This window comes from Clostridium saccharoperbutylacetonicum N1-4(HMT) (assembly GCF_000340885.1).
Taxonomy (GTDB): domain Bacteria; phylum Bacillota; class Clostridia; order Clostridiales; family Clostridiaceae; genus Clostridium; species Clostridium saccharoperbutylacetonicum.
Genome location: NC_020291.1, coordinates 5,032,776 through 5,059,493 on the forward strand (window position 1 = coordinate 5,032,776; position 26,718 = coordinate 5,059,493).

A 26,718-nucleotide genomic window follows, 5' to 3' on the forward strand; every position below is an offset into this window, starting at 1 on the left:
ACTTTTCTTTAAATTATTTTTTATAACATTATAATAATTTGATTACTCTTCATAACTTACTTGCAACTGAGTGAAATATTCCTCTAATAATTCTATAAACTTAAGCATATTTTCTGGGTATATTTGTCCTATATTGGCTATTCTAAAAGTATTTTTTGATGCTATCTTTCCAGGATATATTGTAAAGCCTCTATTATATAAGAAATCGTGCATTTCATTAAAATTATACCTACATATTTGTGGCTCTATTATTGATGTTAGGAGCATAGAAGAGGCTTTTTCACTCACTAACTTTCTTAATTTTAATTTATCTAAGCCAGTCCATAAAACTTTACAACATTCTTTGTATCTTTCGTACCTTGCATTAATAGTCTCCTCTTTAGCCTCAATTATAGCTTGTCTTAATCCATAAAGCACTTGTACTGGCGGTGTAAATCTCATTTGATAATTATCCTTAAAATAAATATATTGTTTATAGAGATTTAAATAGAGATTTCTTGGCTTAATATTTTTTGTTTTAATTAATGCTTCTTTATTTGCTATAACAAAGCTTATTCCCGCCATTCCTTGTATACACTTATTTGAGCTTGAAGCTAGGTATGTTATATTCATTTCATCCATGTTTATTGGAATTCCAGCAAATGAACTCATAGCATCAACAATCATATCAATATTATATTTTTTACAAAGCTCACCTATTAACCCTATATCATTTAATATGCCTGTTGTGGTTTCATGGTGAATTACTGCCAGATGGCTTATACCAACTCCACTATTATCATCTGAATTATGCATTTTTATTATATCTTCTAACTCATCCAAATTAATTTCTTCTATAGGTGAACATTCAAATTCTATATAATTTAAATTATATATATCAGCCATTTCACAAATTCTTTTACCATAAGCACCATTATTAATTATCAAAACTTTTCCATCATCCACTACTGAACTTATAATCGCCTCAACAGCAGCTGTTCCAGATCCTCCAAACAGTATTGTTGTATAAGTATCATTAGAACCAACAAAGTTAGTAAGTTCTTTTGACACAAATTCCATTACATCACCAAATTCTTTTTCTCTTGGACATATATCTGGTACAACCTGAGAAAATTTTACTGTATCAGTAGTAGTTGCAGGTCCTGGATTTAATAATATATTTCTCTTAATGTCCATATTAACGCTCCTTATTTTTCTGCTAATTATAGTTTAAAATTTATAAATCTAAAAACTTCATGAATGCATTTTTATTTTCAATTGGTGTCGTTGTAGGTCTTCCTAAATCTTTTCTTGCACCTTTTTTTACCTTTATTTCTATAAATAGAGGCCCTTCAAGATCTTTTGCTTTCTCCAATAACTCTTTCAATTTTAATTTTGAATCGCACGAATAACAATTTTTAAACCCACAAGCTTCTGCTATTTTACTTATCTCAACGTCAAACCCGACAGTTTCTTGACCCCCAACAGAATCATGAGCACCATTATTAATTAAAATATGTCTAAAATTATTTGGTTTCTGATTTCCTATTATAGCCAACCCACCAAGATGCATTAGCAAAGCTCCATCACCATCAATACAATACACAACCTTGTCTTTCTTATTTAATGCAATTGCCAACCCAATTTGAGATGCATGGCCCATAGATCCTACTGTTAAAAAATCTTTACTATGATCATGGCTCTTTTTTTCTCTTATTTCAAAGAGTTCCCTAGATGCCATTCCTGTTGTAGAAATAATAACTGAATCATCATTAATCTCGTTTACTAATGTTTCTATTGCCTCTTCTCTGGTCATTTCAAAATTATAGACATTTTTATTCTTAAGTTTATATTCATTAAATGTATCTTTCTTCACAACCAAAGCGTAGGGTTTATTTTTTTCCTTCATATATATATATGCTTTCTTTAATTCAAATTTCATTTCATTATTACTAGTAGCTTCATCTAAAACCTTATATTGTATTCCTAATATATCTAATGTCTGAGTTGTAATTAAACCTTGCTTTTTATGCTGAGGTTCATCTTTTTTGTTCGGTTCTCCCCTCCAGCCTATTATTAATAACATTGGTATACTATAAACTAGTTCATCCGCAAGAGAAGCAAGTGGGTTTAATGCATTTCCGAGCCCAGAGTTTTGCATATATACTACTCCAATTTTCCTTGTTGCTAAATAATATCCACTTGCTAAAGCCACTGCGTTACCCTCATTTGCAGCAATAATATTCTTTTCATTACTAATATTATCCTTAATATATGCACAAAAAGATTTCAATAAAGAATCAGGCACCCCCGCAAAAAAATCCATTTCATTTTCTAATAACTCATTATAAAACTCATTAACATCAATCATCCACTTCAACTCCAAACTGCAAACTCATAACTCCTAACTATAAACTGTGCCCTGTTAACTGCTCTACATTCCTCCTGGAATTAAAGTCAATATTTCTTTTATCGGCATACAATTAATTGATGCTTCTTTTGACCTTCCATTTTCCAAAATACTCTTTGCCGTATTTACCATTGCTGGATAAGCACTTCGGATTAAATGATTTGCATATATAACAACACTAACTCCTAATTCAATTAATTCATCTTCTTTCATAAAATTATATGAAGTAGGAACTACTACTAATGGAACTTTATTTTCAAACCCATTATATCTTCTACAAAATTTTATTATCTCTTCACCATTTTTTTCTTTACTATGGATCATAATTCCATCTGTTCCTGCCTCAATATAAGCTTTTGCCCTTTCAATAGCATCTTCCATTCCAGCTCCTGCAATCAAACTTTCAATTCTTGAAATTATCATAAAATCACTAGTAACCCGAGCTTCTCTTCCAGCTCTGATCTTATCTGAAAAATGTTCTATGGTATCCTGTGTTTGAACAACAGCTGTACCAAATAATGAATTTTTCTTAAGTCCAGTTTTATCTTCAATAATAATAGCTGATACACCTAATCTTTCTAAGGTTTTAACAGTATAAACAAAATGTTCAATTTGTCCACCTGTATCTCCGTCAACTATTATAGGTTTTGTAGTGACTTCCAAAATATCATTAATTGTATTTAATCTTGAAGTTAAATCTACTAATTCAATATCTGGCTTACCCTTGGCAGTTGAATCACATAAAGAACTTATCCACATACCATCAAACTCTTTTATTCTACCTTCTTTTTCAACCTTTGTTTTTTCTACGATAAGTCCTGTCAACCCATTATGAGCTTCAAGTATCCTAACTGGTTTTTTGGAATAAATTAGTTCCTTAAGACTTTTCATTCTCATCTGAGGTGTTATTCCTATCTGCGCCAATTCTTCATCTAATTTTGAAATAGAAACTCCTTGGGTATATGGAACCTCAACAAGTTTTCCTCCCCATTCACCTATTGCTTCAATTACTTTATCTCTAAGTACTTTTTGTACTCCTTCTTTCCAATCATCACCATGCAGAACATAATCAGGTTTAATTTCTCTAATATTAGGCACTTGATCTAAACTATCTTGAGGAATTACTGATACAACCCCTTTGATATTGCTTACAACTTCTTTTCTCTCTTCATATTTCATTATAGGATTTCTCCAATATCCTCTTATTACATCATCAGTATGCAATCCAACTATTACATCTCCAAATTTTCTTGCTTCATTTAATACATTTAAATGTCCTTGATGAATAATATCTGCACTCATAGCTACATAAACTGTTTTCATATATTACACTCCTCAACCTTTCATTTTTTTAATTTTCATATATCACCTGTGGAAAAGCTAAATTATTAATTGCTCTTCAGTATTTTTTTCTAATTTAGGTAATATAATTTTTTCTATTCTTTCAAGATGTTTTCTATCATCGATTTCTCCCCAAACTAAATTATCAACTTTTAAATATCCAACTTTTCTTTTTCTTGCAGCATCAAATATGGCATTTTCATAATCATATTTTTTTGTTGATCTTTTCTCATTTTCAAAAATATAATCATTATCATCATCTACATTATAAGAGTTAAACTCTTTATATTGCCTTATCATCTCTCTATACAGATCTAGTGATATTTTAGAAATTCCAACTAATTCTCCATATACCCTTTCTATTTCTTCTTTGTTTTTAGAGATCTTATATAAGTTATCATCCCTAACTTCAACATAACATTCATCTCCAGAATTTGTCCTGCCACTCAATAATACACAATCAGCAGCGGCGTGATTCAAAACTCTAATTAATGCATAAACTTCATATATTAAATCACTTTCAAGTAGTAAGAAATCTTCTTTAAGTTCATCTTCTAATATTGCTAGAGAAGTCATACTACCTGTTGCTTTATATTTTCTATTTCTTCTAGTTTGAATATAATTTTTATCTTTTGCTAAATCATCATAAAATTCATTTAAATGACCTGTAACAATATATATTTTTTCAATACCTAAGCACCTTAATTTATCAATGGATCTTTCAATTAAGCTTTTACCATTTATCTTTATAAAACCTTTTGGTATTAAATCATTAGTTACATCTTGTAATCTTGTGCCCATACCTGCTGCTAAGATTACTGCTGTTTTTATCTTTCCCATACATTTACTTCCCCTTTCCTAGACATTTTTTATAGAAATTATTTCGAAGTTCATTTTTTGAACAAGATTATATTAACATCTTTCACTGTTCAAAACAATATGTTCATGCTTAAAATTTACAATTTTTTATATTCTTCTGATATGAAATTTGCATAAATAAAAAAAGCTATATAAAAATAACGGAAAGTTATTTTTATATAGCTTAGATTTATTTTAATACTATTTTGCTATTGTATTTGAAGTTTCCTTTGATGGAGTTAGCATTTTTAGAAGATCTGCCTGTGTAACTTTAAGAACACTAGTTGGTGAAGTAATTTCTTTAACTTCACTCTTAACAGCTGATGATTTCATATTTAATGATACATCTCCAAAATCTTTAACTTTTAAATTCATACTAAAATCAGAATTGTAACTTGTATCTGTAAATGTTTCTTTAGATGAAATTGTAGAACCTGCTAATGCTAATTTAACTTCTGCTAATCCTTTATCAAACTCCGAACTATTAACTGCTGCTTTCATTTGTGTAATACTTTCAGCTGGTAGTCCCATTTTAAAGCTAGTATTGATATTGTCTAAATTATTAGTTGCAGCTTTTATAGCTTTTACAGCTAAATCTGTAGTTTGATCAGAGTTAAGGTTTAATGAATATTCTCTTCCATTTTGAACAAATGGCAAATCAAGATCATTCTTTTCTCCAAATAGTAATTTAGTAAATTGAGCCATTCCATCTGGTTGACATAATGCTTTAATCTTATCCTTATCTAGTCCTGAAGATGCTAAATCAAAACTTAAATATTCTTCCTTAATTTGAGCCAATCCATTTGGAACAGCTTGTCCTGTTAAGGTATATATTTCTTCAAAATAGCCTTTGTTTATCTCCATACTTCCTGATGCCAAATCAACATATTCTTTAATTTCTGGTAGTTTAATTAATCCTGTTGGATCTGTAAGTTTTATATTTACGTATGCCTTATCTTTAGCCTTATATCCTGTAGCTGTAAAATTGACTTGTTTGCTTATTCCTTTTGCGTCAATTTTGAACGTACCATCAACATTCGATGTTGTTGCTTCCCATTTAGCAGTATTTGAAAGTTCCTGTGAATAATTTAGAGTAGCTTGATTACATCCAGCTAATGTACCGGCTGCTAAAGCTGCTGTCATAATAATTGCTAGTGTTTTTTTCATTTTCATTTTTGTTTCCCCCTGTTATACTAATTTATTTATGATAAAAATACATTTCATGTTGAAAACTAGTTTGTGCTATATTTTTATTATACATCTTTTCTATTATTAAATTCTAAATATAAGATTTAATAATTTAAAAAAATCCTTAATTAGGTAATTATTTGTTATTGAACTTATTTAATTGAAGTTGCTGTAGCTGCTGGTATAGCCTTTGTAGTTGTTGATACACCCAATAATTTATCAAATTCCTCTTCTGTAAGTTTAATCTTACTAGCTGGCATTTCAACTACTTTTCCTTCTGTTTTACTAGTTGTTGATTTCATTCCAAAATAAAGTTTTCCAAAATCTTTAACTTGTAAATTCATATTGAAATCACTAGTATAACTATTATCACTAAATGTGTTTTTTGAACTAATAGATGTACCATTTAAAGCCATCTTTATTTCAGCTAATTTTGAAGTAAAGTTTGTATTATTAATTTCCTTTTTTGCTTCTGCAATTTGTTCTGCAGTCAACTTTAACTTAAAAGTACTATTTAAATTATCTAAATTATTTGCACCCGCTATAATAGCTTTTGCTGCTAAATCTACTGTTTGGTTTCCATCAAGATATAAAGTATATTCCCTTCCATTTTGAACATATGGTAAATCTAAATCATTATTTTCACCAAAAATTAATTTTCCTAATTTCATTAAAGCATCAGGATCATTAGCTAATGCTTTTATTTGTTCTACATTAGCATTAGTTTTAGCATTATTTGAATTTACATCTGTTCCAATATATTCTTCTTTTATATTGGTCAACTCATTAGGAACAGCTTGTCCTGTTGAAGCATATATTCCTTCTAAAAAACTCTTATTTATATATATTGTATTTTCATCACAATATAATTTAAGTTCAGGAATATTAATTTTCCCATTTGGATCTTTAAATTTAATATCTGCATACTCATTTTCTTTTGCTTTGTATGCTGTACACGTGAATGATATATCCTGCTTTATCCCTTGAGCATCTACACCAACTGTTCCTGTTATATCTGAAGTTGTTGATTCCCACTTTTCTACATTATTAACTTCCTTAATATAGTTTTGAGTAGCTTGACTACATCCAGCCATTGTTCCAACAGTCAAAACTGCTGCCATAATAATCCCTAAAGTTTTTCTTAATTTCATTTCTCTTTCCCCCTACAATATTGAATCTTATGATAAGAATACAATACAAGTTAATTATTTACTTTAATAGCATATATTTATTATACCTTCTTTTAATAAATATAAAATAGTTTTAATATTAAATTAAACTTAATTTTCACTTAAGTTTTTATCACTAATCAAATTCTTTTTAACTATAACAAGCTTATATCTCAACTAAACTTAACATTATTCAATTATAAAAACTTGAAATTTACAACTTTCTTTTCTTCTCAACAAAAACACTTAAAAAAGTTGCACCTATTGCAATCCAAAGAACTGTGAATATATTCATCAGAAATTCCTACTTTCTAGTTAACCCAATATTTGATTAGCTACTAATATATTTTATACTTCTTTTTTCATACAAATTTTATATGATACCAAATATGAACAATATCCAATAATCATTATAATGAAAATGCTACAAACTGATAAAATAATTTCATTATTTAAAATAACCTCTAATAAATATCCTAATTCTTTTTTAATAAATTCTGGTAGCATTATTACTAATACAGCTGGTACAATTCCTATAATATTTAGTATTGTCTTTTTTCCATCAAAGCCAATCTTATAACTTAATGGGTATTGAATAAATAAAAATATTAATACTGTTATTTCAGATAAAAACATTATTATAATTTCATTATTATCAATTTGATTTATACTAAACATATATATCATTAACATAATTTCAACAGAAAATATGCATATAAACCACAAGAGCAAGTAAAGAAATCTTCCTAAAACCATTTTAGATATCTTAGCTGGAAAAATATAATGTAACTTCTCTATATTTTCATTTCCTTGTGCAATAAATGGCGTATTTACAAAAACCATTTGTATTAGAAGAAAATAGCCTTTTCCATAATAATACATTTTTCTTTCAAAAAATAAATACAATACTATTCCTAATATCGGCACCATCAATAACAAAGTTCTTTTGCTCAACCTTAAATCAAGTTTTAGGTAACTAATAGCATCTCTCATATTTCTCTAAACCTCTTTTCTATAAAAAATCCAACATGAAACTTTATACGATAAGTAACATATAAATCCTATACTTAATAATTCCAAAACAATAAAACTTTTTTTATTATTTATAATTAAGTTTCCTATACTATTTAATTGATTTGAATATCTCAATCCCGCCTCTTTCATTTCTATTGGAATAAATATTATAAATGATAGTATTGCCAATGAAGCAATTATAAGTAGGGCAGTTTTAATTACATCTCTTTTAGATTTTTGAGCTTCATAATATAGAGGATAACTTATACACATAAGAATTATAGAGATATTTACTACTATTATTAATTCTGTTACAAATAATAGCTCTGGTGAATTGAAATTAAAACAATACAGACTTGTTCCTCCCAATATACAAATTGTTATTACTAAAGTTAAAATTAGATACATAAATCTTCCCCAAACTATACTGGAGTATTTATTTGGCAGTAAACTATAAATATTCTCTAATTTATCTCCATTTTCATTTGCAAAAGGTATTCCTATATACAAAATTACAAAAAACATAAATGCTGCTAATCCAATATCAATATATTTCATCATTATAAATGTAAAGATTGGAATTAGAATTAAATAGATATATTGCATTTTTGCTTTCATAATCCTCATATCAAATTTAAAACAATTTACGGCTTCCCTCATATTATTTTCCCCTTGTCCCATTAATATAAAAAACCATAATTTCCTCCATAGAAGGCTTCTCAAACAATAAATTTTCATCTAAATAATTTTTGTCTTCTGAATGAATCAATCCTGTAAAACTTATATTTGACAATTTATAACCAATTAACTTTTCTTTCACATCTTCACTTAACTCTCCTGTTCCACCTTTAACTAACAGATGATTTTCTAAGATGTTTTCTGTTGTGTCAAAAAATACTTTTTCTCCATCATTAATAAAATAAAGATAATCTGTAATCTTTTCTAAATCACTCATAATATGAGTGGAAAATATAACACTTTTCTCTCCATCTGATATATAGTCTTGTAATATCTCTAAAACTTCACTTCTAACTACTGGATCAAGACCACTAGTTGACTCATCTAATAAAAGTAGTTTTGTTTCCCTTGATAAAACAGTTGCAAAAGCCAATTTTGCTTTCATTCCCTTAGAAAATTCCTTTATCTTTTTCTTATAAGGCAACCCCCATTTTTTTGCATATTGGTCAAACTTACCTTCGTCAAACGAAGAGTAGAAATCTTTTAATGTGTTAATAATATCTTTAAGTGTAAAACATATTGGAAAATAGCAGTCATCTCCAATAAAACCTATCATATCTTTATATCCTGCCTCATCCTCATCATATTCTTTACCAAATACTCTTATTTCTCCACTATTTCTCTTTAAGTGATTCATTATAAGTTTTATTGTAGTAGTTTTCCCTGCTCCATTTTGTCCTATATACCCAAGAATATATCCTTTAGGTAATTCTAAATTTATATTTTTAATATAAAATCCCTTAAGATTCTTATTTAAATTTTTTATTTCAAGCGCATTCATATCTTCATTCTCCCTAAATTGATTTTTAGCATTATATACTTTTCAATTAACAATTATTTATGAAGTAAGCAAACTCTCTCTTTACAAAAAGTTACTCATTATACAAAATTATTCATTCATAAGAGTTTTTAAAATAAGCATTAATTCATCATTTGATATATTTGCTGCCTTTCCATTTTCCATTGCGATTGTAAATGCCTCTTCAATTTTTTTTAAATACTGTTCTTTTACCATTTCTGCATCTTTCGGAAGCACATAACTTCCTTTTCCCCTAAGGGTTGCTATAAATCCTTCACTTTCAAGATCAGAATAAGCTCTTGTCGTTGTGATAACACTAATTCCCAAATCCTTTGCTAGCTGTCTTATTGATGGTAAGAATTCATTTTCTGCAATAGAACCCGTTAAAATCTGCTCTTTTATTTGTGATTTAATTTGTTCATAAATAGGCAAATCGGATTTATTTGAAAGTAATATTTTCAAACTTCACTTCTCCCTCCTCGTTGTTCATACTGTATATATACAATATATACAGTATGAACAGTTTTGTCAATACTTTTATATATTTTTTAAAAAAGTATCATCATAATTTATCCTTTCACACTGTGTATATATTAATTCAATCCCTTCTAGAAATTCCGAAATCCAGTATACAAAAAAAAGATCCTTACGTGACTATTATTGTCATGTAAAGATCTTTTAATTATAAATATACTATGTTAAGATATTAACTTACAAATGTAATATATATACATACTTATAAGACTTAAATTGAAACACTAAACCAGAAATCCAATGCATTTTTCTGGAGCAGGCATGTGAAATTGAGCTGATGAAGGTTTTTAATAGGAGCTTGTTCCATTTACAGCTTGTCCAAAAAGTAAGTGTCCAAATTTTATATTTGGAAACACGAACTTTCTCCCTGGAGCTTTTATATTTGGAACACGCTGAAATGGCTATAAGCTCCTATTTAGAACCTTCCAGTGAAAATTTCACTAGTTCTGTGGAAGACAAATTTATCGAATTTCGGTAATTGTTGTATAAGTCTAATTCACGTGTCGCATATCTATATTTATTACTAATTTAATTAGCTTCAGCTATAATTTTATCATTTGAATTAAAAACTTCTTTATCTAATTCATTGAAACTCTTAGCAACTGTTACTGCTGAAACCATTGCTCCATCAACATTAAGTGCTGTTCTTGCCATATCTAATATTGGATCAATTGCAAGTATTCCTCCTGCAAGTGGGAAGAAACTTCCCATCCCCATACCTGATATTACAACTGATACAGACATTATCGCTGTTCCTGGCAACCCTGCGATTCCAAAAGAACTTATAATTATTGTAATTACTAGCATTGCATAAAAACTGAAGTCCATTGTAGTCCCAGACATATTAGCAATTGTTATAGCCATTAATGCAGGATATATAGCTGCACAGCCATTCATTCCCATGTTAGCTCCAAGACTTCCTGCAAAACTTGCAATTCCTTTCTCAACTCCAACTTTTTTATTTAGAGTTTCTATTGTAACAGGTAATGTTCCAAGACTTGACCTTGAGGTAAATGCTAAAACTAATGGTTCAGTTACATTTTTTACATACTGAATTGGATTTAATCCATTAAGTGAAACTATTATAAGGTGTACAATAAATACAATACTAACGCTCACATATAATGCAATTATGAAGCTAAGTACATTTGTTATTGCCGATATTCCATTTGATGCAATTGTATTTGCAAGTAATGGCAAAACAGCATATGGCATAAACCTTATAACTGTTCTAGCTACACTTGTCATAATACTATAAAATGCTTCAATTATATCTACTGCAGGTTTTATAACATCTTTATTGCTCTTATTTAATTTTCTTATTGCTATTCCAAGAAATGCTGCAAATATAACAACAGCTACTATATTAGCGTCAGCCATTACTTTTATTGGATTTGATGGAAGAAGTCCTCTTATTGTATCTACAAATGGAACTATTTCTTTCATTTCTGCTTTGCTTTGAACTGCCTCTACTCCTACTCCAAGTTTAAATAAATTACCAACTATTATTGCAATTATTGAAGATATTGCTGTAGTCCCTAGCAAAACTGATATAGATCTAAAAGTAATTTTTCCTAAACTTTTCTGAGCATCCATAGTTATTATAACTCTTAACATTGATATGAAAACCAGTGGTACTACGAGCATTTTTAATAGATCCATGAATCCATTACCAACTAATCCATACCATTTTATAACTTCGCCTATCCATTTAACATCTCCACTGCTCTTTGGAAAACCAGCTATAAATTGTATAACAACTCCTAGAATTAATCCAGCTGCTGTAGAAATAAGCATACGCTTTGAAAAATTCAAACCTGCCTTTTCCAGTTTATATATTATAAATATTAGTCCAATTAATACTGCTATGAATACAAGCGGCATAAAGCTTGTAATCATTATAAATTTTGAAAAAAATGTATTTTCCATAATTATCCCCTTCCATTTCTTATAATTCCTATAAATTTAGTAAGATTATATTATCAATTATATTCTTCTATGTCAATAGCGTGTGTTTTATTTTTTTGTTCTATTATAATCAAATATTTAAATCTTTAAACGGTTTCTCTAATATATACTGATTTTTTATTGATATCACTTAAAACTTTTAAATTGTCTGTGACATGTTTAATTAATTATCCATCATTCATCTTCAAAATCCTTTATTTCATAAGGCTCTCAGGTTTCTTAAATTCTTATTCCTGTACAATAAAAAAATCGCAGGCGACTGTGGGAGCCGTAGATTTTTTTACGCATCTGCATATGAGAACATTTTATGCAGGCGAATATGATTTATTTTTTTAAAACATTAAACCTAGTTGATTATTCTATTTCAAAAGGTATCCACAGATTGTCCAACAATATAATTTCCTAAAGAATAAAAAAACTATGTATAAGCTTAATAGTATTAAGACTCCTTATACATAGTTATATATTAGTTTCTTATTCATGTAGTCTTCTGATGATTTTATATGCTACTACATTTTCCATTACTAACGGTGACTTATGAGCAAAAAATATTATCCCATCAGTAGGAGATATAACTTTTTCTATGACCTCTCCTTCATAAGGATGAATTATCTCAGCAAGTATATCTCCTCTTTCTACTCCATCTCCGGGATTTTTTAATCCTCTATAAATTCCGGCAGCTGTAGTCTTAACAGAAAGCAAATCATCTTCTTGCAAAACACTTGCTATATAGCCACTATGACTAGTATATTTTATTACTCCCATTCTTGTTAAAAATCTCAGAACTGCAACCACCGCATGCTTTGCAGAACTTTCATCAATTTGATCTGTAGCATTTGTATATAATGAAAAAGCACTTGATTCCCACATTTGCCAATTATAATTTAAGGTCATTTTATCATATGGTTTAGGTTTACGTATCACTACATATTGCAAGCCAAACAAATTTGCAAGACTTGGACTATGATATCCAGTTTCCATCATTCTTATATGTGGTATAAAATCTCCTGGCATATAAAAACTAGTGAATTGAATTCCATATGGGTAATCCTTAACCTGTTCAAAAACACCATTCGCAATTCTTTGAGTAGTTTCTCCATTTGCTTGTCCAGGAAACATTCTATTTATATCAGTATTATCCATTGCCCAAAATCTTTTTCCTATATTCATGGAATGTGGATTTACACAAGGTATAACAAGAATTTCACGATCTTTTGAAATTGCTCCTCTATGTTCTAACTTAGTTAAGGTTTTAATTAACTGAGAACAAGTATATAATTGTTGAATTTCATTTCCTCTTATAGCTCCAACTATACAGGCTGTCTTTTCACCTTTTCCAAATTTATATCCTGTAATTCTCATATCTTCACGATGAGGTGACTTTAAAGTATATATTATTTCCTTTCTCATTTTGTACCTCCAACAACCCTTGCAATAAGAGAGCCTTCATAAACTACTGGATATTCTCTTAATGTAAATATTACTCCATCACATGGTGAAAAAACTTTTTCATCTATTTCACCAGATAAAGAATTTATTATTTCACCTATTTTTTCACCTTCTCTAACCACATCTAAATGCTTAACAGAAGGCATAAAAACGCCTGAAACATTAGCATTAATAAAGTTCATTTCCTTTTCTACAGATATTATTGGTTCTCTAACATCAATTACTTCACCCTTCCAGATATTTAACTTTTTCATTAAATTAAATATTCCATCTACCAATTGATCTCCATATTCCTTAGTAATTCTCATTCCAACTCCCATTTCTACAAGTAAGGTTGGTATATTTCTTTCATTTAAATTGTATGTAAGAGTAGATTCTAATACTGTTAATTCTGGATGTATCCATATAAAATTCATATTAAGCAATTTTGCATAAGGTACAAGCTTATCTTTCATATTTTCACTGATTCTTACTTGAGGTACTTCTCTTAAAAATATGTTACTTGCATGTAAATCTACACAAATATCAGCACCTTCTATATCCTCAATTATTTTTGCTGCTACATGTTCTGCCATAGCTCCACTTTCTGATCCAGGAAAAATTCTATTCATATCTAAATCAAAAGTTGGCAAGCCCCTATGTACCGAATCTATTCCTAGTGGATTTAAGGATGGATATATATCAACCACTCCATTTAGGCACTTTATATTATCTTGTATTAATTTTATTAATTTATAACATACATACTGCCCCTCTAATTCATCTCCATGCATTCCTGTAACAATGCATATTCTTTTTTCTTGTCCATTTATATTACTTGGAGTAAGCCTATTTTTCTTGATGATTAAATTTTCATCTACTGCTAATTCCAATGATACAACATTTTCTATCATAACGCCCTCCTTATGCTTACTGCTACTTTTTATATATATAATACTATATAAAAAATGACTATTTTATTATTTTTCATGTAAAAAATTTTTCTTCGAATATATTATAAATATCAGATATAAAAATAGACAAAGACCTCAGTAATGAGCATCTTTGCCTTAATTTAATATTACTACTCCATAATTTTATTGTCAAATATTTTAACATAACTGTTAATCAAGTTCAAAGGTATCTATAATATTGTTTAAAGTTAAGGTAATTTCATTTAAGTTATCAGCTAATGAACTCAATTCACCAATATTACTTCCCTGGAATTCCATTGAATTTAAAACCTCTTGAGATGAAGCTGAAGTTTCTTCTGTAGCTGCAGATATATCAGAGAAACATTTAATAACCTCATTTTTATGTTCATTAACCTTGCTTATAGAATTTACTAAACTAGATACACTTTTATTCATTATATCTACTTTGCTATTTATATCTACAAATACATTTTTTGTTTCATTCATACTTTCAACATATTCATTTGTAGATTTCTCTGCTACCTCCATATTTACTTTTGTTAATTCTATTTCTTTTTGAATTTCTTGAATAATTTGAATTATACGCTTTGTAGAACCTGCAGTCTCCTCTGAAAGTTTTTTAATTTCATTTGCTACTACTGCAAAGCCTTTTCCGTATTCTCCAGCCCTGGCTGCCTCAATAGATGCATTTAGTGAAAGTAAGTTAGTTTGAGTTGCAATTTCACTTATAGCATTACTTATTTCACCAATATAAATTGATTTTTCAGCTAACACTTCAACATTCTTACCTGCCTTACTTTGAGCTAATGCTGTATCTTCTATTTTTCTTGATAATTCATCAATATACATCATACCTTTATCTATATGCTCTACTGTAACAGTGGAAATTTTCTCCAAAGTATTAGTATCCTCTGCTGCCGTGTAAATTTCTTCTGAAAGGTTAGTCAATTGTTCAATACCATATTGAGACTCTTTAGCTTCACTTTCAATTGCCTTTACAATTTGTGAAAGAGTTTTAGTAACATCTTCAATAGAAGCTACATTTTCATTTACAACTTCTGAAAGCTTTGAACTTCCATCAATAACCTTGTTAGATGCCCATCGTAATTCTACCACAATATTGATCAAAGTTGCTCTTAAGGCATTTACAGCCTTGCATATAGTCTCAGTTTCTATATTTGAAGCTTTAATATCTCGATATTTTATACTTTCCTCATTATTTGTTAATTTTAAATTTTTAATGTCGTTAATAGTAGCTGTCAATATAGAAATAGGCTGAGCTATTTTAACTCCTAGTAAGTGACCAATGACATATGTAATTATTGATGCAATGAGAATTATAACAACAAAAGTACTTATTAATATTCTTAGCGAAGAATTATAAACACTTTCAGGCACTGCTAATCCTATTTTCCAACCTGTACTAGGAATAGTTGTAAACATAAATAACCTATCTATGCCATCATAATCCTTTAATTTATTTGTATTATAAATACCATTACTTATTTGTGCAGCGCTTGAAAATGCATTTCCAATAATACTTTCAATATTAGTAGTTTTATCTTCTTTAGGCATATATTCATCATTTGGATGAGCTATAATATTATTTCCATTGTCAAGAACAAATCCATATGTATTTTGATCCTTCTTTGCCTCCTCAATAGTTTCTGCTAGTACTTTTAAATTTACGTCTAAAGAAATAACCCCTACAATTTTATTTTCTCTAATAATAGGTTTAGAAATAGCTACGCACATACTTTGAGTTGTAAGATCAAAATAAGGATCACCGTAATTAAGATCTTTCTTATTAATAGCATTTTTAAACCAACTTCTTGTGGTACAATCAAAATCTGCCTTTGGAGTCCACCCAGATCCATCTAAAAATGTTTTATCAATTAATCCAACATATATATCTGATGTAGATTTATTTTGTTTAAATTGTTCAGTTACAAATGAAAGAATTTTTTCATTACTAAAATCAGACATTGTCTCTAAATAATTATCTATAATATTTATAGTATTTCCATGAACCTTAAGATATCCATCTATCTTTGAAGAATATGCTTCAATTTGATTTGAATATTTATCCTGTGTATTAGAAGAAATCATCTTTGATGAAATAAAACAGCTTATAAACATAGCAATAACTAGACATCCTATACAGACCAAACTAAATACCGTTATTAATTGTGTTTTTATTTTTTTCATAACTAATCACCTCTTCTTATTAATTTTTATCCCTAATTACAAATCATATAAAAAATTAAATCCATGCAATCTATAAATTTCGATTTATAGATCACATGAATTAATTCCTACGTTGAAATATTAAATTATATAGATACTAGAACTTATATATAGTTTATATTTTTTAACTTATAGACATTCTTTAATTGATTCTTCTAATACATCCATTCCATATTTAACTTGTTCTTCTGTCATTACAAGTGGTGGTAAGAAACGAATTACATTGCTAAGCAATCCTGCATTTAATAAAATAACACCTTTTTCATAGCATTTTTTAATTATTGCCTTTACTAAATCTGCTGCTGGTTCTTTAGTTTCCAGGTCTTTAACAAATTCTACTCCTATCATAGAACCAAGCCCTCTTACTTCACCAATAGCATCAAATTCTTCTTTCATCTTATTTAATCTACCAGTAATATATTCTCCAAGCTTTTGTGATTTCCCACACAAATCCTCTTTTTCAATTTTTTCAATTACTTTAAGTGCAGCCACACATCCAAGCGGACTTCCAGCATATGTTCCACCAATTCCACCTACACATGCTGAATCCATTATTTCTTTTTTAGCAACTACAGCACTTAATGGAATTCCCGCTGCTATTGATTTTGATAGTGTAACAATATCTGGTTCTATACCATAGTGTTCATGAGCAAACATTTTTCCAGTTCTAGCAAACCCAGCTTGTATTTCATCTACAATTAAAAGTATATTATTTTCATTACAAAGCTTTTGTAATTCTTGCATATATTTTGCAGATGGTACTATAAATCCACCTTCACCTTGTAATGGTTCAATAATCAAGCATGCTATCATATCTGGAGATAATGTTGTTTTAAGCATACTTTTTAATTTATTAATACATTCTTCTGCATAGTCTTCCTCTGAAACTCCAAGTGGAGCTCTATAGGAGTATGGGTAATCAAATTTATAAGTTTCAGGTGCAAATGGCCCAAACCCATTTTTATAAGGCTTATACTTACTTGTAATTGACATAGTCATATTTGTACGACCATGAAAAGAACCTGTCGCTGAAAGGATTCCTGTTTTTTTCGTATAAGTTCTTGCTATTTTTATAGCATTTTCTACTGCTTCTGCACCACTATTTGCAAACATTACTTTTTTTTCAAAATCCCCAACTGTTATTTCTGTTAATTTCTTTGCTAAAGCTCCATAAGATTCATAAGTTACAACATTATATCCTGGGTGAATATACTTAGCTGTTTGCTCTTGTATTACTTTAACTATCTCATCATCACAATGCCCAACATTTTGGACACCAATTGCTCCAGCAAAATCTAAAAATACATTTCCGTCAACATCTTTAATTAAAGCCCCTTTTGCTTCTGCAATAGCAATGTCTGTGGATATCGATACACCATTTGCTACATATTTTTTTCTTTCTTCAAAAATTTCCTTTGATTTAGGTCCTGGTATGGCTGTTACTAATTTTACATTTGATTCTTCTATCATTTTTAATCCCCCTATACTTTATATGATAAAAGCTGTTCATGTTTTAGCCTTCATCATTTATTTTTCATTCTCAATTTTCTATTAAACATTTTTAGCAATAAAAAATGGAATCTTCATGTTTATACCCATAAAGACTCCATTGTCTACAAAACTTTTATGTTGCGCTCTTTGTATTAGCTTGTTTATATAATAATACTTTCTTTCCTTTTTTTCTATGTCCAAACACCATAATATTTTTGTCTATTTTGACCAAAACACTACCTTATCTATAGTATTTTATTTATATATAATGCCATTTTTATATTAAAACATTCTTCAAAATTGTGCAGACTGCAATTTAATAACTCTTCAATTTTTTTTATGCGATATGTTAGAGTATTCCTATGAATTAATAATTTTTCTGCTGTCGTAGTAATGTTACAATTTTCATTTAAGTACATATCTAATATTTTAATATAATTAACATCTTTATTATTTTTTGATTTTTCAATAATTGGTCCAATTACTTGCTTGCAATAATTTTCTAATATACTCTTATTATTAACATTTAATATCAAACTATATATCCCTATATCATTATATTTCCTAATTGCCTGTCTCCCACCATCAAATTTTAAACTCTCAATTACTATTTTCGCTTCATTAAAAGATTCCTTCATAAAACCCAAATCTTCATATCCATTCCCAATCCCTACATTTATTGATATCCCCGCCATGCGCTTAGAAACTAATTCTTGTATTTCTTGCAATGCTCTGTTTAATCTATACATAGAATTTTCTTCTGCTCTATTTAAAAAAATAATTTCTTCTTCATTATCAATTATTGGAACCTTCAATGAATATTTTTCTAATATGTCCTGAACTAATTTCCTTAGCGTAACTTTAATTTTAGTTATACTAATTTCATCTTCCAGAGCTTTCGACTGAGCAAATTCCTTTAATCCATTTATCTGCAAAATGCATATACAGCATTTTCCCTGCAGGTTATATCTAAAATAATTAGCTTTTTCTTTGACATTAACCCCTAAATCCGCTTGAGCAAATAATATATTATTCAAAAAATCATTCATAAATTTTTCTTCAATTCGCGCTAATATAATGGCATTGCTTATTTGCTTTGAGACCTCTACAAGCCTAACTTCCCACGGAAGTGCAAATAAAGGAATTTCAAGTTTATCAGCAATTTCTACCGCACGCTCTGGTATTTTTTTTATGTATTTACCTACATTTACTATTAAACCCACTCCACTTTTTTTGCTTATTTCCTCGATAAGTTTTGTTAATACTCCTATATCACTTTTTATTCCTACACCTGTTATAATTACAATTTCTCCCCCTTGCAGCCACTTTATGCCTTCCAATGGATCTTCTAAGCATTCTGATACGTATATCCATTCTATGCATTTTTCTAGGCCTGCACTTCCTCCAACCAATACCATGTCTTTTAGAGTGTCTAGTTTCAGAATATCTTTTACTAAAATTGACATATAACCACCCCGCTTTTCAGTTTACATTTTATAGTTTACAGTTAATCTTATGCTTAAAATCTATGGAAAAATAAAAGTCTATCACTGCTGTGATAGACTAACATTGTCCTTTTATTTAATTATCCAATATTGATAGTTAAATTATAATATATATAAGTTATAACTATTATTGTACATCTCACTCCAATAAATTCAAAAAACTTAGCTATTAATTTATAATTTAATATTAATAATTAGCAATTAGAATATAACTATTATATAAAATTCTATATTTATTTTATATGTCCACAAACTATAATAAAATTGTCCACTGTATCCATAACATTACTTTTTTAATACTTTGCTAACATATAATGCTATTTTCACTTTAGTACATTCATTAAAATTATGCAAATCACAATTCAATAGTTCTTCTATCTTTTTTATTTTATATTTAAGGGTATTTCTATGTAAAAATAATTTTTCGGCTGTAACTGTGATATTGCAGTTTTCATTTAGATAAGTTTCCAAAATTTCAATCAAATTATTATCTTTATTCTCACTATTTATAATTGGTCCCAAGATTTCAGTAAAATAATTTTCTAATACAGTTCTGTTGTTAATACTAAACAAAAGACCATAAATTCCTATATCTTTATACTTTGTAATTGTATCATCTAGTCCCTGACATTTTGCGCTATCAATAGCTAGTTCCGCTTCATTTAATGATTGCTTCATCATTTTTAAATCTTTATATGAATTACCAATTCCAACACTTACAGAAAGATTATCCATACGCTTTTTTATTATTTCTTGTATTTCTTTTAAAGCTTTATCTAATCTATTCATGCAATTTTCTTCTGATCTAATGAAAAAAATAACCGCATCATCTTTATCAATTATTGGAACTTTAAGTGCATGCTTTTCCAAAATATCTTGTACTATTTTTCTAAATGTAATCTTAATTTTAGATATACTCATTTCATCTTCTAATTTTTTGAACTTTAAATATCTTTCAAATCCATCAATATCAACAACACAAATACAACATTCACCAGCTAAATTATATCCAAAATATGCTGCCTTTTGTATTGCATCTCCTTCAATTTCTCCATCACCAAATAAAATATTACTCAAAAAATGAGTAAGCGAGTTTTCTTCTATACGCGACAAAACTATTGCATTGCTAATCTCTCTTGAAACTTCTACTAACTTAACTTCCCATGGCAATGTAAATAGTGGTATTTCAAGTTTATCTGCAAGCTTAATAGCTTCTTCAGGAATGCTTTTAATATATGGGCCTATATTTACAATTAATCCAGCTCCATTCTTTTCATGTATTCCCTTAATTAAATCTAATAATCTTTGAACATTATCTTTTATTCCTACACCTGTAATAAATATAATTTCTCCACCTTGAAGCCACTTAATTCCTTCTAATGGATCTTCAAAACATTCTGCTACATAAATCCATTCAATACACTTTTCTAATCCAGCCTCCCCACTAACTAGTTTTACTTTTTGTAATGAATCTAATTTAAATATATCTTTTACTGAAATTGACATGTCATCCACCCTTGCCCTTTTATTATTAAAAATATCACTATTGCTTATAATATTTTTATCACATATTAATGCATAAAAAAAGGGTAAATTATAATATTCTTAAATATAAAATAAAAACCACACCATTATTGCCCTAATTTTATATAAGCAAAAGATGTAGTCTTTAATAATTTAAGAACCTAACTGAATTTTAGCATTTTCTTTTCTACTAATTTTACTAATTGAGATAGTGGCAAACTCAATATTAGATAAAAAACAGCTAAAATTGTATATGATTCAATGGTCAAGAACGATTGAGATGCATAACTTTGAGTTCTTAACAACAATTCACTAACTGATACATATGCAAGTAATGAAGTATCCTTTAACATCATAACCAAGTAATTTCCAAATACAGGTATTACATTTCTTAATGCTTGAGGTATTATTATTCTAAATAAAGCTTGATTATTTGTAAGACCTAATGCCAATGCTGCTTCATTTTGCCCACCATCAATTGATACGATTGATGATCGAATAACTTCTGATATATAACAACCATAATTAATTCCAAGACCTACTATTCCAGCAACTAACGAACTTATTTTAAATTGATATCCAGGATTCCAAAATTGTACAATCATTGATACTAAAAGTGGTACTACATAATACATATATACTAATTGAACTAATAATGGAGTTCCTCGAATGAATTCTAAAAATACTACCAATATTCCCCTTAATACTTTAAATCTACTTATACGTCCAATTGCAATAAGTAACCCTAAAACTATTGCCAAAAAAAATCCGAATATAGTTGCTTCTATAACAATCCAAAGTCCATCCCCTAAGGAAGGTACTAAATATTTAAATGCAGTGCTAAAATCTAAATTAGATAAAATATCCATCTATACTTCCTCCTTTTCCAAAAAAGAATCCTTATGGATTCTTTTTTAGATTTTATTATTTATCTGAAGTTTTACCATCTTCTATTGATACAAAATAATCTTCATTCATTCCATACTTCTTAAGAAGTTTAAGAATAGTTCCATCTTTTTTCATTTCATCAAGTTTTTCATTTACAGCATCTGCTAAAGCAGTGTCATTTTTTCTAACTGCTGCTGCTATCATTCCAGATGCCTCTGCCTTATATGGTGATAAAATCTTCAAATTAAGACTACTATCTTGAGATAAAGTATATCCTGCAACCATTCCATCTGTTATACAAGCATCTACTTTTCCAGTATTTACAGCTAACATTAATTCAGATTGACTTGCAAAGATTTTAACATCCTTAACCAAACCATCTTTTTGCCACTTTTGAGCTGTTTCTAAGAAGGCTGTTCCTTTTTGTCCTCCTAATGTTACATTTTTCAAATCATCTTTGCTTGTAATTTTAGAATCTTTAGGAATAACTATTGCTTCTCCCTCTTTGTACCATATATTTGTAAATTTAGCTAATTTTTTACGTTCATCTTTTACGTACATTCCATCTGTTACCATATCTACTGAATTATTATTTAGTTCAACCAATAAATTCTCAAATGGTATTTGCTTCATTTCAACTTTATTTATTCCAAGTCTTTTAGCAATTTCAGTTATTATTTCTGCATCAATTCCAGTAAATTCATTAGTCTTAGCATCTATAAATGCAAATGGTGCATCATTTGATGAAGCAACAGTCAATACTCCTTTTTCCTTTGCTGCTGCTAAAGTATCTTTTCCCTTACTACTATCTGCTGCCCCTGAATTAGTAGCATTTCCTCCTGATCCACATCCTGCCATTAATCCAATACACCCTATAACAACTACCGTCAATATCACTAATTTTCTCCACAATTTCTTCATATTAATTTCCCCTTTTCATAATTATTTTTGCTTATTTTGCTATATTAATTAAATTTAATATTTTATTTAATTAAGAACTCTAGATAAAAATTCTTTTGTTCTCTCATTTTTAGGATTTGTAAAAATCTCTTTAGGTGATCCTTCTTCAACTATATAACCTTTATCCATAAAAATTACTCTATCAGATACATCTCTAGCAAATCCCATTTCATGTGTAACAACTACCATAGTCATACCGTCCTTTGCTAACTGCTTCATAACATCTAATACATCTCCAACTAATTCTGGATCTAGAGCAGATGTTGGTTCATCAAACAAAAGCATCTTAGGCTCCATCGCTAGTGCTCTTGCTATGGCAACACGTTGTTGTTGTCCTCCTGACAAAGTCTTCGGGTACACATCTGCCTTTTCTTTCAAGCCAACCTTTCCTAAAAGTTCTAATGCTTTTTCTTCTGCTTCTTTTCTATTTTTCTTTTTAGTGAGTACTGGTGCTAGCATAACATTTTGAACCACAGTATGTAGTGGAAATAAATTATACTTTTGAAACACCATTCCTACTTCTTCTCTAAGAGTTCTGCTATCTGTATTTTTCTCCATAATACTTTTACCATTATAATACATTTCTCCACCTGTTGGAACTTCAAATAAATTTAAACACCTTAAAAATGTACTTTTTCCGGATCCAGAAGGTCCTATAATACATACAACTTCGCCTTCTTTTATATCTACACTTATATTCTTCAATACTTCAAGATTTCCGTATTTTTTTGATAATTCGCAAACTTTATACATATTCTCAACTCCTGTTTTCATATAATATAAAAAGACGCACTGTTTTAATTTCAGTGCGCCTTTGCATTCAATATAATTATTTTCTTTTTTTGTTAAAATAATATTATCACGATATTTTTATAATTTCTATACTCATAAGTAACATTTTTTATGTGCAGTGTGCACAACCTTTAATTTTAATTTATTCCTCACCATTGATTTTCAAAACTAGGCTGCGTTTCACTAAACAATCTTTGCTACTTTCAAGAATTAATTTGCTTGTATGTATATTATCACATTAATGTTTATCCGTCTATTATCATTTATAACAATATTTTAGTGCAATGTGCACAACCTTTTAAAGTGCGTTAATGTAAATATCTTTAATCTCTTCTAAGTTAAATTCTTTAGGATTATTGGCTATACTTGGTTTTGATACTTTCATACAGTTTTCTGACATCCAATCAATATCACTTTTTTTAACTCCAAGTTCACCTAATGTCACTTTAAGATTAATTTTTTCAAGGAATTTCCTTATAGCCTCAGCACAATCTTTTGCATCTGTTCCTCCTAGAAGCCTTGATATATCACTATATTTTTGTACATTGCTTTCCCATGATTTTTCAATAATTACAGGAGTAAGTGCTGCAAGACCTTTTCCATGAACAATATCATACAATCCACTTGCTGGATGTTCAAGACCATGTGGTGCAGCAACCCCTGCTACCCCAATAACCATACCTCCTAAAGTACTAGCTAATGTCACTTGTTCCCAAGCATCCATATCAGCAGGGTCATTGTATACTCTAATTAAGTTATCAGCTAATAATTTTATTCCATAAAAAGCTTTCATATCTGTTAATGGTTGTCCTATTTTTGATACATAAGCTTCCATATTATGTGCTAATGCATCAAAACCAACAGATGCAAGTATACTCTTTGGCATTGTTGTCATTAATTCTGGATCAATAATAGATGCTTTTGCAATTATTACATTTGTCCTAAGAGACTTTTTATCCTTTGTTTCCGGATTAGTAAGAACAGAAAAACAATTTCCTTCACTACCAGTCCCACAAGTTGTTGGTACTAAAACTATTGGTAATGCTTCATTTCCTTGCTTTATCCCAAATATGTATTCTGAAATATCTCCAGAATTCTTAGCTGAAAATGCTATACTCTTTGCAGCATCCATAATACTTCCGCCACCAAGACCTAAAATAACATCACAACCTGTTTCTCTTAAGACCTCTACACCTTCATATACAGTTGTAGTCAATGGATTTTGCTCAACTTTATCAAAAATTTCATATTCAACTTTTGCGTCTTTCAATAAAGTTATGACTTTATCAAGTAATCCACTTTTTTTTGTACTGCTTCTTCCAGTTACAATAAGCGCCTTCTTCCCATATTTAGATACTTCTGTTCCTATTTCATTGCTTCTTCCCCTTCCAAACAAAAGATTTACTGGTAAATTATAATTAAAATTCATTTCTGACTCCTCCTAAAAATAACTTAATAAATATCACTCGATTATTACATTTACTTAAATAAATGCAAAAATGCCTCTATTTTAAAAATAAAGACACCTTCGTCAAAATAATGATATCATAATAAAAATATATATTCCATGATTCTTGCTAACATTTTTTTAGTGCACCCCGAACAAATTTTACAAAAAGATATATATAAATTAAAAGAAGGCATCTCAGCCTTCTACCAATTATCACTTTTATTATTAAATTTATTTATCTTCAAATAGTGCAGTAGATAAATAACGTTCCCCTGTATCAGGAAGTAATACAACTATTGTCTTTCCAGCATTTTCTGGAAGTTTTGCTAATTCAGTTGCTGCATAAATTGCTGCTCCTGACGAAATTCCTACAAGTAGCCCTTCTGTCTTTGATAATTCTCTAGCGGCACTAAATGCTTCTTCTGTTTTAATCTTTATTATTTCATCATAGATTTTTGTATTTAATACATCTGGAACAAAACCTGCACCAATTCCTTGTATTTTATGTGGGCCTGATTTTCCTTCTGATAATACTGGTGAATCAGCTGGCTCTACAGCGACTATTTTAACATTTTGGTTCTTAGATTTTAAATATTCTCCAACTCCTGTAACTGTTCCACCTGTTCCAACACCTGCTACAAATATATCTACTTTTCCATCAGTATCTTCCCAAATTTCTGGTCCAGTAGTGTTTCTATGAACTTCTGGATTAGCCGGATTTATAAATTGACCTGGAATGAATGAATTTGGAGTTTCAGCTGCTAACTCATCAGCTTTTGCAATTGCGCCTTTCATTCCTTTAGCACCTTCTGTTAATACTATTTCTGCACCATAAGCCTTTATAAGACTACGTCTTTCAACACTCATAGTCTCTGGCATTACAATTATAACTTTATACCCTTTAGCAGTTCCTACAGATGCAATTCCGATTCCTGTATTTCCACTAGTTGGTTCAATTATAACTGAGCCTGGTTTTAATAAGCCTTTGTTTTCAGCATCCTCAATCATAGCCTTTGCGATTCTATCTTTAACACTACCTGCTGGATTAAAATATTCTAATTTCGCAACTACAGTAGCTTTTAAATCCTTACCTTTACTATAATTAGCCACTTCCAATAATGGTGTTCTTCCAACTAACTCTGCAAGATTTTTATATATTTTTGACATTACACTCACTCCTCATTATCTTTCTTAGAATTCTTATCTATTTACTATGTTATAAGTATATTCCTATGTTATTATCTAGTCAATACTTTTTTCCATAATTCTTATTAAAATTGTAGGAATTACTCATTTCATCATTCAATTAATTAATTTTAATTATGACAAATATGTTTTAATTATAAATTAACAGTAAAACTCCAATGAAATAGTTAAAATAATGAGCTATGAAATGTTAACAAGAGAAAACTCCTAAATTTATATTTTCATTAATGCTCAAGTCTTATTTAATTTGAACAATAATTAAAATATTATACATAAAAAAATCGCAGGCGACTG

At 29.0% G+C, this 26,718-nt stretch carries 22 protein-coding genes; all 22 read right to left on the reverse strand.

From position 1 onward, the window contains the following. Positions 1-42: 42 nt before the first annotated feature. The 22 genes from CSPA_RS22415 to cysK all read right to left on the reverse strand — a co-directional run bounded on the left by CSPA_RS22415 (position 43) and on the right by cysK (position 26,385). Positions 43-1,176 carry a 2-aminoethylphosphonate aminotransferase gene (locus CSPA_RS22415; protein WP_015394681.1) on the reverse strand — a complete coding sequence of 378 codons (1,134 nt, stop codon included), beginning with the start codon at positions 1,174-1,176 and terminating at the stop codon, positions 43-45. 40 nt (positions 1,177-1,216) lie between these two features. Continuing rightward, positions 1,217-2,350 carry a phosphonopyruvate decarboxylase gene (gene aepY, locus CSPA_RS22420; protein ID WP_015394682.1) on the reverse strand — a complete coding sequence of 378 codons (1,134 nt, stop codon included), beginning with the start codon at positions 2,348-2,350 and terminating at the stop codon, positions 1,217-1,219. Positions 2,351-2,413: 63 nt separating this feature from the next. Beyond that, the gene (gene aepX / locus CSPA_RS22425; RefSeq protein WP_015394683.1) at positions 2,414-3,712 is read right to left on the reverse strand and encodes a phosphoenolpyruvate mutase; all 1,299 of its coding nucleotides are present in this window, start codon (positions 3,710-3,712) and stop codon (positions 2,414-2,416) included. Between the two features lie 57 nt (positions 3,713-3,769). After that, the gene (locus CSPA_RS22430; RefSeq protein ID WP_015394684.1) at positions 3,770-4,570 is read right to left on the reverse strand and encodes a phosphocholine cytidylyltransferase family protein; all 801 of its coding nucleotides are present in this window, start codon (positions 4,568-4,570) and stop codon (positions 3,770-3,772) included. 219 nt (positions 4,571-4,789) lie between these two features. After that, positions 4,790-5,761, reverse strand: coding sequence for a hypothetical protein (locus CSPA_RS22435; RefSeq protein ID WP_015394685.1), 972 nt, complete (start codon positions 5,759-5,761; stop codon positions 4,790-4,792). 167 nt (positions 5,762-5,928) lie between these two features. After that, entirely contained in the window at positions 5,929-6,927 is a 999-nt protein-coding gene (locus tag CSPA_RS22440) for a hypothetical protein (protein ID WP_015394686.1), read from the reverse strand. Positions 6,928-7,293: 366 nt separating this feature from the next. After that, positions 7,294-7,938, reverse strand: coding sequence for an ABC-2 transporter permease (locus tag CSPA_RS22445; RefSeq protein WP_015394687.1), 645 nt, complete (start codon positions 7,936-7,938; stop codon positions 7,294-7,296). Positions 7,939-7,944: 6 nt separating this feature from the next. Continuing rightward, complete coding sequence (locus CSPA_RS22450) at positions 7,945-8,619, reverse strand: ABC-2 transporter permease (protein WP_015394688.1); 675 nt, start codon at positions 8,617-8,619, stop codon at positions 7,945-7,947. A 1-nt stretch (position 8,620) separates the two neighbouring features. Next, on the reverse strand, positions 8,621-9,478 hold the full coding sequence (locus tag CSPA_RS22455) for an ABC transporter ATP-binding protein (RefSeq protein ID WP_015394689.1): 858 nt from the start codon (positions 9,476-9,478) through the stop codon (positions 8,621-8,623). Between the two features lie 108 nt (positions 9,479-9,586). Then, complete coding sequence (locus CSPA_RS22460) at positions 9,587-9,958, reverse strand: GntR family transcriptional regulator (protein WP_015394690.1); 372 nt, start codon at positions 9,956-9,958, stop codon at positions 9,587-9,589. Positions 9,959-10,558: 600 nt separating this feature from the next. Then, on the reverse strand, positions 10,559-11,959 hold the full coding sequence (locus tag CSPA_RS22465) for a cation:dicarboxylate symporter family transporter (protein WP_015394691.1): 1,401 nt from the start codon (positions 11,957-11,959) through the stop codon (positions 10,559-10,561). Positions 11,960-12,472: 513 nt separating this feature from the next. Further along, positions 12,473-13,408: a M14 family metallopeptidase gene (locus CSPA_RS22470; protein WP_015394692.1), complete on the reverse strand. Its 936-nt coding sequence runs from the start codon at positions 13,406-13,408 to the stop codon at positions 12,473-12,475. Next, the gene (locus CSPA_RS22475) at positions 13,405-14,340 is read right to left on the reverse strand and encodes a M14 family metallopeptidase (RefSeq protein WP_015394693.1); all 936 of its coding nucleotides are present in this window, start codon (positions 14,338-14,340) and stop codon (positions 13,405-13,407) included. The genes CSPA_RS22470 and CSPA_RS22475 overlap by 4 nt, the downstream gene beginning before the upstream one ends. 210 nt (positions 14,341-14,550) lie before the next feature. Beyond that, complete coding sequence (locus tag CSPA_RS22480) at positions 14,551-16,569, reverse strand: methyl-accepting chemotaxis protein (protein WP_015394694.1); 2,019 nt, start codon at positions 16,567-16,569, stop codon at positions 14,551-14,553. Positions 16,570-16,737: 168 nt separating this feature from the next. Continuing rightward, on the reverse strand, positions 16,738-18,078 hold the full coding sequence (gene gabT, locus CSPA_RS22485) for a 4-aminobutyrate--2-oxoglutarate transaminase (RefSeq protein ID WP_015394695.1): 1,341 nt from the start codon (positions 18,076-18,078) through the stop codon (positions 16,738-16,740). A 266-nt stretch (positions 18,079-18,344) separates the two neighbouring features. After that, positions 18,345-19,565 (reverse strand): PucR family transcriptional regulator, encoded by a 1,221-nt coding sequence (locus tag CSPA_RS22490; RefSeq protein ID WP_015394696.1) that lies wholly within the window; start codon positions 19,563-19,565, stop codon positions 18,345-18,347. A gap of 324 nt (positions 19,566-19,889) precedes the next feature. Then, on the reverse strand, positions 19,890-21,110 hold the full coding sequence (locus tag CSPA_RS22495; protein ID WP_015394697.1) for a PucR family transcriptional regulator: 1,221 nt from the start codon (positions 21,108-21,110) through the stop codon (positions 19,890-19,892). A gap of 179 nt (positions 21,111-21,289) precedes the next feature. Next, positions 21,290-21,997 (reverse strand): amino acid ABC transporter permease, encoded by a 708-nt coding sequence (locus CSPA_RS22500; protein WP_015394698.1) that lies wholly within the window; start codon positions 21,995-21,997, stop codon positions 21,290-21,292. A gap of 55 nt (positions 21,998-22,052) precedes the next feature. Beyond that, complete coding sequence (locus CSPA_RS22505) at positions 22,053-22,937, reverse strand: substrate-binding periplasmic protein (RefSeq protein WP_017810399.1); 885 nt, start codon at positions 22,935-22,937, stop codon at positions 22,053-22,055. A 66-nt stretch (positions 22,938-23,003) separates the two neighbouring features. After that, entirely contained in the window at positions 23,004-23,729 is a 726-nt protein-coding gene (locus CSPA_RS22510) for an amino acid ABC transporter ATP-binding protein (RefSeq protein ID WP_015394700.1), read from the reverse strand. Positions 23,730-24,066: 337 nt separating this feature from the next. Next, positions 24,067-25,197, reverse strand: a complete 1,131-nt coding sequence (locus tag CSPA_RS22515) for an iron-containing alcohol dehydrogenase (RefSeq protein WP_015394701.1) — start codon at positions 25,195-25,197, stop codon at positions 24,067-24,069. Between the two features lie 252 nt (positions 25,198-25,449). Beyond that, a complete protein-coding gene (gene cysK, locus CSPA_RS22520; protein ID WP_015394702.1) occupies positions 25,450-26,385 on the reverse strand; it encodes a cysteine synthase A in 936 nt (311 codons plus the stop codon). Between the last annotated feature and the right edge of the window lie 333 nt (positions 26,386-26,718).